General features: G+C 54.2%; 14 protein-coding genes. 9 read left to right on the top strand and 5 right to left on the bottom strand.

The annotated features are described in order from the left end of the window. Nucleotides 1–9: 9 nt before the first annotated feature. The 4 genes from OGX97_RS22905 to OGX97_RS22890 all read right to left on the bottom strand — a co-directional run bounded on the left by OGX97_RS22905 (nt 10) and on the right by OGX97_RS22890 (nt 4,542). Nucleotides 10–963 (bottom strand): ABC transporter permease, encoded by a 954-nt coding sequence (locus OGX97_RS22905; RefSeq protein ID WP_279850711.1) that lies wholly within the window; start codon nt 961–963, stop codon nt 10–12. A 1-nt stretch (nt 964) separates the two neighbouring features. Beyond that, nucleotides 965–1,954: an ABC transporter permease gene (locus OGX97_RS22900; protein ID WP_008785467.1), complete on the bottom strand. Its 990-nt coding sequence runs from the start codon at nt 1,952–1,954 to the stop codon at nt 965–967. Beyond that, nucleotides 1,947–3,455, bottom strand: a complete 1,509-nt coding sequence (locus OGX97_RS22895; protein WP_008785466.1) for a sugar ABC transporter ATP-binding protein — start codon at nt 3,453–3,455, stop codon at nt 1,947–1,949. The genes OGX97_RS22900 and OGX97_RS22895 overlap by 8 nt, the downstream gene beginning before the upstream one ends. Before the next feature lie 103 nt (nt 3,456–3,558). Next, on the bottom strand, nt 3,559–4,542 hold the full coding sequence (locus OGX97_RS22890; RefSeq protein WP_003037665.1) for an autoinducer 2 ABC transporter substrate-binding protein: 984 nt from the start codon (nt 4,540–4,542) through the stop codon (nt 3,559–3,561). Between the two features lie 420 nt (nt 4,543–4,962). On the opposite strand from OGX97_RS22890, the gene OGX97_RS22885 reads away from it, so the two are divergent. Then, on the top strand, nt 4,963–5,601 hold the full coding sequence (locus OGX97_RS22885) for a DUF1007 family protein (RefSeq protein WP_279850712.1): 639 nt from the start codon (nt 4,963–4,965) through the stop codon (nt 5,599–5,601). Next, on the top strand, nt 5,592–6,572 hold the full coding sequence (locus tag OGX97_RS22880; RefSeq protein WP_279850713.1) for a nickel/cobalt transporter: 981 nt from the start codon (nt 5,592–5,594) through the stop codon (nt 6,570–6,572). The genes OGX97_RS22885 and OGX97_RS22880 overlap by 10 nt, the downstream gene beginning before the upstream one ends. 103 nt (nt 6,573–6,675) lie before the next feature. Here OGX97_RS22880 and suhB read toward each other — a convergent pair whose 3' ends face one another. Next, nucleotides 6,676–7,479 (bottom strand): inositol-1-monophosphatase, encoded by an 804-nt coding sequence (gene suhB, locus OGX97_RS22875; protein WP_003835237.1) that lies wholly within the window; start codon nt 7,477–7,479, stop codon nt 6,676–6,678. Nucleotides 7,480–7,597: 118 nt separating this feature from the next. Here suhB and trmJ point away from each other — a divergent pair, with 118 nt between their 5' ends. From trmJ to hscA, 7 genes are all read left to right on the top strand, one after another. Next, the gene (gene trmJ / locus OGX97_RS22870; protein WP_279850714.1) at nt 7,598–8,329 is read left to right on the top strand and encodes a tRNA (cytosine(32)/uridine(32)-2'-O)-methyltransferase TrmJ; all 732 of its coding nucleotides are present in this window, start codon (nt 7,598–7,600) and stop codon (nt 8,327–8,329) included. 239 nt (nt 8,330–8,568) lie between these two features. Then, the gene (gene iscR, locus OGX97_RS22865) at nt 8,569–9,060 is read left to right on the top strand and encodes a Fe-S cluster assembly transcriptional regulator IscR (protein WP_003037674.1); all 492 of its coding nucleotides are present in this window, start codon (nt 8,569–8,571) and stop codon (nt 9,058–9,060) included. Between the two features lie 112 nt (nt 9,061–9,172). Continuing rightward, nucleotides 9,173–10,387, top strand: a complete 1,215-nt coding sequence (gene iscS / locus OGX97_RS22860; RefSeq protein ID WP_003835233.1) for a cysteine desulfurase — start codon at nt 9,173–9,175, stop codon at nt 10,385–10,387. Between the two features lie 25 nt (nt 10,388–10,412). Continuing rightward, on the top strand, nt 10,413–10,799 hold the full coding sequence (gene iscU, locus OGX97_RS22855; protein WP_002913991.1) for a Fe-S cluster assembly scaffold IscU: 387 nt from the start codon (nt 10,413–10,415) through the stop codon (nt 10,797–10,799). A gap of 20 nt (nt 10,800–10,819) precedes the next feature. Beyond that, entirely contained in the window at nt 10,820–11,143 is a 324-nt protein-coding gene (iscA, locus tag OGX97_RS22850; protein WP_003835203.1) for an iron-sulfur cluster assembly protein IscA, read from the top strand. A gap of 108 nt (nt 11,144–11,251) precedes the next feature. Then, complete coding sequence (hscB, locus tag OGX97_RS22845; protein WP_279850715.1) at nt 11,252–11,767, top strand: co-chaperone HscB; 516 nt, start codon at nt 11,252–11,254, stop codon at nt 11,765–11,767. Between the two features lie 15 nt (nt 11,768–11,782). After that, nucleotides 11,783–13,633, top strand: coding sequence for a Fe-S protein assembly chaperone HscA (gene hscA, locus OGX97_RS22840; RefSeq protein ID WP_279850716.1), 1,851 nt, complete (start codon nt 11,783–11,785; stop codon nt 13,631–13,633). The last annotated feature ends 1 nt before the right edge of the window (nt 13,634 follow it).

The raw sequence follows: 13,634 nt of genomic DNA, 5'->3' as shown, positions 1-13,634 counted from the left end.
CTCCTGAAATCAGGCTTTACGATTCTGTAATGCGATAAAGAGGATCAGCACCGCGCCCCACAGCGCCATCGTCAGATAGCTGCTGACCCCCAGCAAGTTAAGGCCGCTTTCCAGCATTTGCAGCACAATCAGTGCCAGCACCAGGCCTATAATGCGCCCGAAGCCGCCATCCGGGTTGATACCGCCGAGGACGGAGGCAAGGATGGTGACCAGCAGGTAGGATTCACCGTATCCGGCTTTAGCTGAGTTGAATTTCGCCATCATCAAAATGGCGGCGACCCAGCCGAGCAGGGCAGAAATCACGTACACCGAAATTTGTACCCGTACGGTATTTACGCCGCTGTAGCGGGTAGCCTGTTCATTGGAACCAACGAGATACAGGCTGCGCCCAAGCGTGGTGTGTTCCAGCAGTACCCACAGCAGGATTGCCACCAGGAAAAAGAGCAGTAGCGCCACCGGAATACCGGCAATCGTGGCGTTACCAAGGTACTGAATGGCGGTCGGGAAACCGGAAATCACCGTCCCGTTGGAAAGCAGAATATTCAGCCCGGAGATAAGCGTCATCGTGCCGAGCGTGGCGAGAATAGGCGAGACCCCGACCCAGGCAATCAGCGCACCGTTGAGCGTGCCGATAGCCACCGCTACGGCAGCGCCTGCCAGCAGCGCCAGCACCAGAAACAGCGGGTTATCCGGATGGGTGACGATAATCGCCGCCATCACCAGCGAGCAGGCGTTCGCACCGGCAATAATCGACAAGTTAATGCCGCCGGTCAGCATGGTCATGCCCATCCCGAGAGCCAGCATGCCGAGGATTGGTAGCTGTGAGCCAATCGACTGGAAGTTAGCGACGCTGAAGAAACGGCTGCCGAGCAGGGCTGAGAAGACCAGGGCGACGATCACAATAATCACGCATTGCAGACGAATGATGGCATCACCGGGTAAAAATCTGGCGATTGTTTTCATCTCAAAGCTCCCTTGCCAGTTTGCGTTTTTCATTCCAGGCCGTGGCGCTAATGCTGACCAGGATAATGGCGCCGCTGAACACGGTGTGCCAGTAAGAGGAGACGCTGAGCAGCGTCAGGCCATTTTGTAAGAAGGCCAGCAGAACCACGCCGAGCAGGGTTCCGGTCAACGTACCGCGCCCGCCGCTCATGCTGGTTCCGCCGAGTACTACCGCCGCCAGCACCGTCAGCTCAAAGCCGAGCAGCGAATTGGGCGCAACTGACTGGGTGATTTGCGCCTGAACCACGGCGGCAACGCCTGCCAGAATGCCCATGTAGCCATAGACGTAAAAATGCAGCTTCAGCAGATTCAGCCCCAGGCGCGAGGCCGCGTCGCGGTTGCCGCCCATGGCGTAAACCTGACGGCCAAGACGGGTATAGTTCATCAGCACGGCGGTAAAAATGATCACCGCCGCCAGGCACAGCAGGGGGAGGGTCAAACCGTAGTCGTAGCCATCCGCCGCGGTGAACGAGAACCAGTTAATGCCGTTCATAAACCAGTCCGGGAAGCCGTACAGCCAGGTGCCTTTGGTGGCGTAAACCAGCAGACCGTAGTAGACGTTCAGCGTGGCGATGGTAATGATGATTGCCGGAACGCGTAGCCAATAGACCAGAAAACCGTTGATCAGCCCAAGCAGCAGGCCCACCGCAATGGCGATGATTAACGCCAGCGCGAAGTTGCCGCCGTGACCGATAACCCAACTGGCCATTGCATACTGGGCTATCGCGGTCATCGCCGGAAATGAGATGTCGATCCCACCGGAAATCAGCACTACAAACAGCCCACAGGCCAGGATGCCGAGAATCGCGTAGCTGGTGGCCACATCCGTCAGGTTCCCCAAAGACAAGAACTCGTCGGTGCTGATGCTCAGCCCAACGGCAAGGGCTACAACCAGCAGGCCCAGCCAGAACTCATGTTGCCCGATTAAACGGGAGAGATGCATCTTATTCATTGATTACCTCGACCACTTCAGCAATCTCCTCTTCACGGCATTGATGAGGATTAAATTCCGCCACCAGCTTGCCGCGACGCATTACCAGCACACGGTGGCTGTTGTAATACGCTTCCGGGATTTCATCGCAAATCATCAGCACCGCCATACCTTGTTCAGCCAAATCGCGGGCTATCTGGTAAATACCCTCTTTGTTGGCGATATCCACGCCGACGGTAGGCGAGTCGAGGATCAGGATGCGGGGATTGGTCGCCACCCATTTGGCAATGGCGATACGCTGGGCATTACCGCCGGAAAGGGTTTTGACCGGCAGGTGCGGATCGGACACTTTGATATTCAGTTCGCGGATTAAATCGGCGACCAACTTTTGCGCTTTACGATGATCGAGCAGACCGCTACCGGTGTGCAGTTGATCAAACACCGTGACGATGGTGTTGTCGTAGATCGACTGCTCCATGATCAGCCCCTGCGTCAGGCGATCTTCTGAGACATAGCCGATCCCGTGTTGGATGGCATCATGGTTATTGCGCAGAGTAACCGGCTGACCGTTAATGCGAATCTCGCCGCTTTCCGGGTGCGTCATACCAAACAGGCTCAGACAAAGCTCAGTGCGCCCGGCACCCAGCAGACCAACAATGGAGACGATCTCGCCGCCGTGCAGCGACAGATTAATGTTCTGGTATTTACCTCTGCGGCTGAGATTGCGCAGCTCAAGCAGCGGCTCTTGCTCAATCGCGGGCCTTTCCGGCAACGGGCTGTAGTGGAAGCGTTGTCCGGTCATCAGGAAGGCCAGCTCGTGGCTGTCGAGTTCGCTGGCAGGGTATGTGCCCACCAGTTTGCCGTCGCGCATTACGCTGATGCGGTCAGCCACTTCCATCACCTCATCCAGACGATGGCTGACAAACACGACGCAAATTCCGGCCGCTTTCAGTTCATTAACTACTCGCAGCAGGCCATTAACCTCCTGGCGGGTTAGCGAGGCGGTGGGCTCGTCCATAATCACCAGACGCGCATCGGCGGCAATCGCCCGGCAAATGGCGACCAGCTGTCGATCAGCAATTGAGAGTTTTTCAACTTTTTTATCGGGATCGATATTCACCCCAATACGTTTCATGGCTGCCAGCGCCTGCTGCTTCATGGCGCCGCGACGCACCCAGATATCGCCACCCGGCAGATAGCGGTTGACCGCGATATTTTCTGCGACGCTAAAGTTGGGGAACAATGACAGGTCCTGATAAATAACCTGAATGCCATAATGCGAAGAGAGCTGCGGCGTCAGGTGATGGAACAATTTGCCATCAAGTAAAATCTGCGCGCCTTTTTCTGGGTGATAAACCCCGGAGATCACTTTAATAATGGTACTTTTACCACAGCCGTTTTGACCCGCCAGACAGTGAACTTCGCCTTTTCTCAGCGTCAGATTCACGTTATCCAGCGCCAGCACGCCCGGGAATTGTTTGCTGATATTCTCAAGAGTGATAAATGCGGTGGTGTCTGCCATGGACAATACCCCTGCGCGCGTCCGGGGGGACGCTGAGTGTTAGTTTGGTTGATAGCGCCGACCAGGCGGTCGGCGTTAAGGTTCCCTGGTGTTGGCTAAAGCCTTAGAAACCAAGTGATTGTGCGTTGTCTTTGGTGACTTCGAGGATCTTGTTAAAGCGGATCACTTTCTTCTCCGTGTCGATATCGGCTTTCCCTAAACCATCGATACTCAGATCGGCGTTCACTTCTTTGCCCTGCAACAGCTGATCGGCAACGGTGACCAGCGCGTAGCCCGCGTCTTTTGGATCCCACAGCAGCGCTTTTTTGATATCACCGCGCATCAGGTAAGGTGCTGCCTGCGCTGGCATGGCGATCCCGACGACGGCGATCTTATCTTTGGCGCGTTTTTTCTGCACAGCCTGACCCGCACCGATTGGACCCAGCGAGCCGAAGCCGATAATGCCCTTCATCTGCGGGTAGGTTTTCATCAGATCCAGCGTTGTGGCGTAGGATTTATCGATACTTTCCGCGACCGGCAGACGTGAAGTGACTTCGAACATTTCCGGATATTTTTCTTTCTGGTACTTAATTGCATAATCCGCCCACGCGTTATGCAGTGGGACCGTCAGCGAACCAACATAGATGGCATATCCGCCTTTGCCGCCCATATTTTTCGCTAACTCATCGACGTTAGCCTGTGCGTATTTTTCACTATCGATGGTTTCGATATCCCACTGGCCAATTTGCTCATCCGGGGATTCGTGCGTCAACACCACGATGCCTTTATCGCGCGCTTTTTTCAGTACCGGCTCAAGGACCTTGGCATCATTCGGCACCACGATGATCGCATTAACGTTTTTGGCGATCAGATCCTCAATCACTTTCACCTGCTGCGCCGGGTCCGGCGTTGAAGGTCCGGTCTGGTAAGCATTCACATCCAGTTTTTTTGCTGCTTCATTTACGCCGGTTTCCATCCGGTTAAACCATGGGATCCCGGTGACTTTGGCAACCACAGCAATTTCATATTTTTCCGCCGCAAAGGACGTGCCGGACAACATGCATGCAGAAACCAGGGTTGCACTGAGTAATGCGAGTTTGAATTTCATAGTTGTACCTTTCGTAGGGGGCAGGACATGTCACGGCGTGAAGTTAACAATGAATGGAAGAGGGAATGAATCATAAGTTTGGTAAATGTGATATGCGCCCATTATTGTGAATTTATAGAAATAAAATGGTTAATAATTAGTTAAATTTGCATAGTTTTACATTCAGGTTTTCAAATTAAGTGTTAATTAAATATTAAAATGAAACTATTAATTAACATTTTGTTATCATTTGGCTTAAGTTTTGACGCCTAAAAGGTGTTTGGGGGGAATTTCCCGAAGAAGAAATTATCGAAATTGAGAACTGAATCGATACCGGAAAAGGGTGCTCAATATTTTTTCGTTCAATGGTATCCTCAGCACACTTTCGCCAAACCCGGCATCATTATTTGTGGCGGTGTAGATTTTCATCGTGGAGCACTCATGCAAGGCGTTAAACGTATCATTATCACGTTGTTTCTCGCTGTTCTGTCCTTTGGCGCAGGCGCGCATCCCCACAGCTTTATCCATCTGAAAACTGAGATAGTGAGCGAGAATGACCAGTTCGTCGCGCTGAAAATGCGCTGGACGATGGATGAAATTACCTCGGCGGATCTGCTTTACGATGCGGGAAATGCCAAACCTGGTGATGAGATCTGGAAGAAACTGGCGGCGGAAGTGATGGCCAACGTTCTCGGGCAGCACTATTTCACCGAAGTGTGGCACGACGGGAAAAAGGTAAAGTTTAAAAACAGGCCGACGGAATATGGCATGTCGCGGGAGGAACACCAGGCAGTGCTGACGTTCGTTTTGCCGCTGGCCGAAGCTCAGCCGCTGAGTGGTCAAAAATATACCATTTCAACCTTCGACCCGACCTACTACGTTGATATGAGCTATGACAAAGATAGCGACGCCAGGCTGGGGCAGTCCATAAGCCAAAAATGCCTGATTTCAGTACATACGCCGACGCCCAATGAACAAACGTTGAGCTTTGCGCAGTCGCTGGATAAAGAAGACGCACCGCCGGAGGATATGGAGTTGGGTAAACAGTTTGCACAGACGGTAACGCTGCAATGTCAGTAGTGTATCAACAACGCGCAGCCAGACGTCGCTGGCTCATGCTATGGCCGCTGGCTGTCTTTTTGCTGCTGGCGGCAGGCGGCATACTGTGGCTATGGCAGGCCTGGCCGCAGGTGATGATGAAAAGTGTCGTCTGGCAGCGCGACGTTAACCAACAGATGAGCGGGTTGCTGAAAGCGGTTGCTGCCAGGCCGGCCCAGGCCGGGGGATCGCTGCTGCTATTTAGTTTTCTCTACGGCGTTCTGCACGCGCTGGGGCCGGGACATGGAAAAATCGTTATTACCACCTGGCTGGCAACGCACCCCTCGAAGCTGAAGTCGAGTATTGGCCTGACGCTGGCCTCATCTTTATTACAGGGGTTGGTCGCTATCGGACTGGTGGTTGTGGTGCTTACCATCTTGCAGTTGCCTGCACGACAGCTACATATGAGTAGTTTCTGGCTGGAGAAAGGGAGTTATGCTCTGGTTGGCGTGTTGGGTGTTTTATTGTGCGTCCGTGCGCTGAAGAAATTGCGCCAGCTGCTGCGCCGCCCAAAATTCACTGCCTTCACGCCGCATCATGTGCATCACGAGGGTTGCGGCTGCGGGCATCAGCATTTGCCCGATCCTGAACAGCTGCAAAATGGTGATGACTGGCGTGCCCGGTTGATGATCGTGCTGTCTATGGGGATGCGCCCGTGCTCGGGGGCCATCATGGTTTTACTGTTCAGCAAAGTGGTTGGCGTGTTTAGCTGGGGTATGGCGTCGGCGCTGGCGATGGCGGCAGGAACCTCTTTGACGATTACGTCACTGGCTCTGCTGGTACACAGTTTCCGCTCGCTGGCGGTGAAACTTAGCGGGCATAAAGCGCCGGTATTGTGGCGACAGATTGGCTGGACGACGCTGGCATTAGCCGGTGGTGCGGTGCTGATCACTGCTGCGGTAGTGATGTGGATGAGTGCGGTGCCGGTGGGGCGAGGGATAAGACCGTTTTAGCACTGTTGTAGGATGAATGCCTGATGGCGCTTCGCTTATCAGGCCTACGGGGAATTCCCTGGTAGGCCGGATAAGGCGCTAGCCGCCATCCGGCATCAAACGATTAACGCTTCAGCGCATCGCTCAGTTCATCACGCATGTTAGCCAGCATGGCTTTCACTACGCGCGGGTTACCTGCAACGATGTTGCCGGTCGCCATGTAGTTATGACCACCGGTAAAGTCGCAAACCAGTGCGCCAGCTTCACGGGCAATCAGTTCACCTGCGGCGAAATCCCACGGGCGCAGGCCAATTTCGAAATAACCGTCAACGCGGGCTGCGGCAACGTAGGCCAGATCCAGCGCAGCAGAACCGGTGCGGCGGAAGTCCGCGCATTCGGTAAACATGTTGCCCAGAATTTTCATGTAAGAAGCGGCGTGCTGTTTGGCTTTGAACGGGAAACCGGTGGCGATGATGGTGCCATCCAGATCGCGGGCGGTGCTGCCACGCAGGCGGTAGCCGTTCAGCTGTGCGCCCTGGCCACGGGTTGCGGTGAACAGTTCGTTACGCATTGGATCGTAAACAACGGCGACTTCAGTACGGCCTTTGATGCGTACTGCGATGGATACCGCGAAGTGCGGCAGACGTTTTACGAAGTTGGTGGTGCCATCCAGTGGATCGATAACCCATTGAACATCCAAATCTTCACCAACATGTTCACCGCTTTCTTCGGTGATGATGGTGTGCTGTGGGTAAGATTTGCGAATCGTTTCGATAATAATCGCTTCGGCGGCTTTATCGACGTTAGTCACGAAATCATTGCTGCCTTTCTGGCTGGTTTCTACAGAGTCTGGGGTTTCGTAGTGTTTGGCAATTACATTACCCGCCTTGCGCGCTGCGCGCACGGCGATGGTCAGCATCGGATGCATCGGTCTCTCTCACTGGATGTTAAAGAACGGGAAAACGGCGCAGAGTATAGCAGCGAGTTCGGAATATGTCTTCGTTTTATGATAATATGCCCGAATAATCTTTAGCCGAAGAAATACAATGCTGCAAAATATTCGAATCGTGCTGGTGGAAACCTCTCACACTGGCAACATGGGCTCTGTAGCCCGCGCAATGAAAACCATGGGTTTAACCAATCTGTGGCTGGTAAATCCACTGGTTAAACCGGACTCCCAGGCCATCGCCCTGGCAGCGGGTGCCAGTGATGTGATCGGCAGCGCGCAGATCGTCGATACGCTCGATGAAGCGCTGGCGGGCTGTAGCCTGGTGGTAGGCACCAGTGCGCGTTCCCGCACGCTGCCGTGGCCGATGCTGGATCCGCGTGAATGCGGTTTAAAAAGTGTCTCTGAAGCGACGAACTCGCCGGTGGCGCTGGTCTTTGGTCGTGAACGTGTTGGTCTGACCAACGAAGAGCTGCAGAAGTGCCATTATCACGTCGCCATTGCCGCGAACCCGAAATACAGTTCGCTCAACCTGGCGATGGCAGTGCAGGTCATCTCTTATGAGGTGCGCATGGCCTGGCTGGCGACGCAGGAAAGCGACAAGACCGTAGATTACGAAGAAGCAGAGTATCCGCTGGTCGATGATTTAGAGCGTTTTTACGGTCATCTGGAGCAAACGCTGCTGTCGACCGGGTTTATCCGCGAAGGGCACCCGGGGCAGGTGATGAATAAGCTGCGCCGTCTGTTTACCCGTGCGCGTCCAGAGAGCCAGGAACTGAACATCCTGCGCGGGATTTTAGCTTCAATCGAGCAGCAGAATAAAAGCAAGTAACTGTACTAATGCCGGATGCGCTTCGCTTATCCGGCCTACAGGCCGCACGATTCGTAGGCCGGATAAGCGAAGCGCATCCGGCAAGTGAAAATGGCACTGAAGGTTAAATACCTGACTAAATTAGTCAAGTAAATAGTTGACTGATTTAGTCGGGAATGTCAGACTTGCCCCTGCTATGCAATACCCCCATTTTACAATAAAAAACCCCGGGCAGGGGCGAGTTTGAGGCTAAGTAAGACATGAGACTGACATCAAAAGGGCGTTACGCCGTGACCGCAATGTTGGACGTTGCGCTCAACTCCGAAACGGGCCCGGTACCGTTGGCTGATATTTCTGAACGTCAGGGAATTTCCCTGTCATATCTGGAGCAGCTGTTTTCCCGTTTGCGTAAAAACGGTCTGGTTTCCAGCGTACGTGGACCAGGCGGCGGGTATCTGCTGGGTAAAGATGCCGGCAGCATCGCAGTAGGTGAAGTGATTAGCGCTGTTGACGAGTCTGTAGATGCGACCCGTTGCCAGGGCAAAGGCGGTTGTCAGGGCGGCGATAAATGCCTGACCCACGCGCTGTGGCGCGATCTGAGCGATCGTCTGACCGGTTTCCTCAACAACATTACGTTGGGCGAACTGGTAAATAATCAGGAAGTCCTGGATGTGTCTGGTCGCCAGCATACCCATGACGCTCCACGCACTAATCGTGCTCAAGACGCGATCGACGTTAAGTTACGCGCATAATAAAAGTATTTTAGAATCAGGCCGGGGTGCTACACACCCCGTTAACTCGGTCGTACATCCAGCCGGTTGCCTGATTCCTTGCATTGAAGCGATGTACGGAGTTTATAGAGCAATGAAATTACCGATCTATCTCGACTACTCCGCAACCACGCCGGTGGACCCGCGTGTTGCCGAGAAAATGATGCAGTGTCTGACCCTGGACGGAAACTTTGGTAACCCAGCGTCTCGTTCACACCGTTTCGGCTGGCAGGCTGAAGAGGCGGTAGATATCGCCCGTAACCAGATTGCCGACCTCGTGGGCGCTGACCCGCGTGAAATCGTATTTACTTCCGGTGCGACTGAATCCGATAACCTGGCGATTAAAGGTGCAGCCAACTTTTATCAGAAAAAAGGCAAGCACATCATCACCAGCAAAACCGAACACAAAGCCGTGCTGGATACCTGTCGTCAGCTGGAGCGCGAAGGGTTCGAAGTCACCTACCTCGCCCCGCAGCGTAACGGCATTATCGACCTGAAAGAACTTGAAGCAGCAATGCGTGACGACACCATCCTCGTGTCCATCATGCACGTGAACAACGAAATCGGCGTGGTGCAGGATATCGCGACTATCGGCGAAATGTGCCGTGCTCGCGGCATCATCTATCACGTTGATGCGACCCAGAGCGTGGGCAAACTGCCTATCGATCTGAGCCAACTGAAAGTTGACCTGATGTCCTTCTCCGGCCACAAAATCTATGGTCCGAAAGGTATCGGCGCGCTGTACGTTCGTCGTAAACCGCGTATTCGTATTGAAGCGCAGATGCACGGCGGCGGTCACGAGCGCGGTATGCGTTCCGGTACGCTGCCTGTGCATCAGATCGTCGGCATGGGTGAAGCATACCGTATCGCTAAAGAAGAGATGGAAACCGAGATGGCGCGCCTGCGCAGTCTGCGTAACCGTCTGTGGAACGGCGTGAAAGATATGGAAGAGGTGTACCTCAACGGTGACCTCGAGCAGGGCGCACCGAACATTCTCAACGTCAGCTTCAACTTTGTTGAAGGCGAGTCGCTGATTATGGCGCTGAAAGACCTGGCTGTATCCTCCGGTTCTGCATGTACTTCTGCAAGCCTGGAGCCATCCTACGTGCTGCGCGCGCTGGGGATGACCGACGAGCTGGCACACAGCTCAATTCGTTTCTCTTTAGGTCGTTTCACTACCGAAGAAGAGATTGACTACGCCATCAATCTGGTTCGCAACTCCATCGGCCGCCTGCGCGACCTTTCTCCGCTGTGGGAAATGTTCAAACAGGGCGTGGATCTGAACAGCATTGAATGGTCACATCACTAATCGGTACCGATAAGGAGAATTCAGCATGGCTTACAGCGAAAAAGTAATCGATCATTACGAGAATCCACGTAACGTGGGCTCTTTTGACAACAGCGACGAGAACGTGGGCAGCGGCATGGTGGGTGCACCGGCCTGTGGCGACGTGATGAAGTTGCAGATCAAAGTCAACAATGAGGGTATCATTGAAGACGCGCGTTTCAAGACTTACGGCTGCGGTTCCGCTATTGCTTCCAGCTCTCTGGTTACCGAATGGGTAAAAGGGAAATCTCTGGACGAAGCACAGGCGATTAAAAACACCGATATCGCCGACGAGCTTGAACTGCCACCGGTGAAAATTCACTGCTCTATTCTGGCTGAAGACGCGATTAAAGCCGCGATTGCGGATTACAAAAGCAAACGTGAAGCAAAATAATTAAGAGTTGAGGTTTTATTATGTCGATTACCTTAAGCGACAGTGCAGCAGCGCGTGTAAATACCTTCCTGGCAAACCGCGGTAAAGGGTTTGGTCTGCGTCTGGGCGTGAGAACCTCCGGCTGCTCAGGTATGGCCTATGTACTGGAATTTGTTGACGAGCCGGCGGCTGAAGATACCGTGTTTGAAGACAAAGGCGTAAAAGTCGTGATCGACGGTAAGAGCCTGCAATTCCTCGACGGTACGCAGTTAGACTTCGTCAAAGAAGGTCTGAACGAAGGGTTTAAGTTCACTAACCCGAACGTGAAAGACGAATGTGGATGCGGCGAAAGCTTCCACGTGTAACGCGCTTACTGATAACCCCACCGTGGTCGCCTGCGCGTGGGGTTTGTTTTACCTGACTCTCTGGTTTTGCCTCATCGAACAACAGAGAATCGATGCCCTGAGAATGTTATGGACTACTTCACCCTCTTTGGCTTACCGGCCCGTTATCAGCTCGATACTCAGGCGCTGAGCCTACGTTTTCAGGATCTACAACGTCAGTATCATCCTGATAAATTCGCCAGCGGTTCCCAGGCGGAACAACTTGCTGCGGTTTCGCAGTCCGCCACTATCAACCAGGCCTGGCAAACGCTGCGTCATCCTTTGATGCGCGCCGAATACTTATTGTCTTTACACGGTTTTGATATCCGCAGCGAGCAGCACACGGTGCGCGATACCGCGTTCCTGATGGAGCAACTTGAGCTGCGTGAAGAGCTGGACGAGATTGAACAGGCAAAAGACAGTCAACGTTTAGATGCGTTTATGAAACGCGTCAGCGGAATGTATAACGTTCGCCATCAATTGATGGTGGAACAGCTGGATAGCGAGACGTGGGACGCAGCGGCAGATACCGTGCGTAAGCTGCGTTTTCTCGATAAACTGCGAAGCAGTGCAGAACAACTCGAAGAAAAACTGCTCGATTTTTAATTTCCGGAAGCGAAAATGGCCTTATTACAAATTAGTGAGCCTGGTCTGAGCGCCGCGCCGCACCAGCGTCGTCTGGCGGTAGGTATCGATTTAGGCACCACCAACTCCCTGGTTGCTACCGTACGCAGCGGCCAGGCCGAAACGCTGGCAGACCATGAAGGTCGCCACCTGTTGCCGTCAGTGGTTCACTATCAGCAGCAGGGCTACTCTGTCGGTTACGATGCCCGCGCCAATGCAGCGTTGGATACGGCAAACACCGTTAGCTCGGTAAAACGCATGATGGGCCGCTCTCTGGCGGATATCCAGGCGCGTTACCCGCATCTGCCATATACGTTCCAGGCGAGCGAAAACGGTCTGCCGATGATTGAAACCGCTGCCGGTTTGCTTAATCCGGTGCGCGTCTCCGCTGATATTCTGAAAGCGCTGGCCGCGCGGGCTACCGAATCGCTGTCCGGCGAACTGGACGGCGTGGTAATCACCGTTCCGGCTTACTTTGACGATGCACAGCGTCAGGGGACCAAAGACGCCGCGCGTCTGGCGGGCCTGCACGTATTGCGTCTGCTGAACGAACCGACCGCAGCGGCGATCGCGTATGGTCTGGACTCCGGTCAGGAAGGCGTGATCGCAGTCTACGATCTTGGCGGCGGTACGTTTGATATTTCTATTCTGCGCCTGAGCCGCGGCGTGTTTGAAGTGCTGGCGACCGGCGGTGATTCCGCGCTCGGCGGCGACGATTTTGACCATCTGCTGGCCGATTATATTCGCGAGCAGGCGGGCGTGGCCGATCGCAGCGATAACCGCGTACAGCGTGAACTGCTGGATGCCGCGATTGCAGCGAAAATCGCACTTAGCGACGCTGATTCTGTAACGGTTAACGTGGCAGGATGGCAGGGTGAAATCACCCGTGAAACCTTTAATGAACTCATTTCCGCACTGGTCAAGCGTACGCAGCTGGCCTGCCGTCGCGCGCTGAAAGATGCGGGCGTGGAGCCGCAAGATGTGCTGGAAGTGGTGATGGTTGGCGGTTCAACGCGCGTGCCTCTGGTACGTGAACGCGTCGGTGAATTTTTTGGCCGTACGCCGCTGACCTCTATTGACCCGGACAAAGTGGTCGCTATCGGTGCGGCAATCCAGGCGGATATTCTGGTCGGAAATAAACCGGACAGCGAAATGCTGCTGCTGGACGTTATCCCGCTGTCTCTGGGACTGGAAACCATGGGCGGTCTGGTGGAGAAAGTGATCCCACGTAACACCACTATCCCAGTGGCGCGCGCGCAGGACTTTACCACCTTTAAAGATGGCCAAACCGCGATGTCCATTCACGTGATGCAGGGCGAGCGTGAGCTGGTGCAGGACTGTCGTTCACTGGCGCGTTTTGCGCTGCGCGGCATCCCGGCATTGCCAGCAGGCGGCGCACATATCCGCGTGACCTTCCAGGTGGATGCCGATGGGCTGCTGAGCGTCACCGCCATGGAGAAATCCACAGGCGTTGAGTCCTCAATCCAGGTTAAACCGTCCTACGGTCTGACCGACAGTGAAATCGCCTCCATGATTCAGGATTCGATGAGTTTTGCCGAGCAGGACGTTAAAGCCCGTATGCTGGCAGAACAGAAAGTCGAAGCGGCACGCGTACTGGAGAGTTTATCCGGTGCGCTGAACGCTGATGCCGCGCTGTTAAGCGCCGCAGAACGTCAGGCTATCGACACCGCCGCCGCGCACTTGAGCGAGGTTGCACAGGGTGACGATGTTGACGCGATAGAACAAGCCATTAAAAACGTAGACAAACAAACCCAGGAATTCGCTGCTCGCCGCATGGACAAATCCGTCCGTAGCGCGCTGAAAGGCCATTCCGTGGACGAGGTTTAAT

It is taken from the genome of Citrobacter sp. Cpo061, from assembly GCF_030332845.1.
Taxonomy (GTDB): Bacteria; Pseudomonadota; Gammaproteobacteria; order Enterobacterales; family Enterobacteriaceae; genus Citrobacter; species Citrobacter portucalensis.
This window is presented reverse-complemented; position numbering and strand designations above follow the sequence as displayed.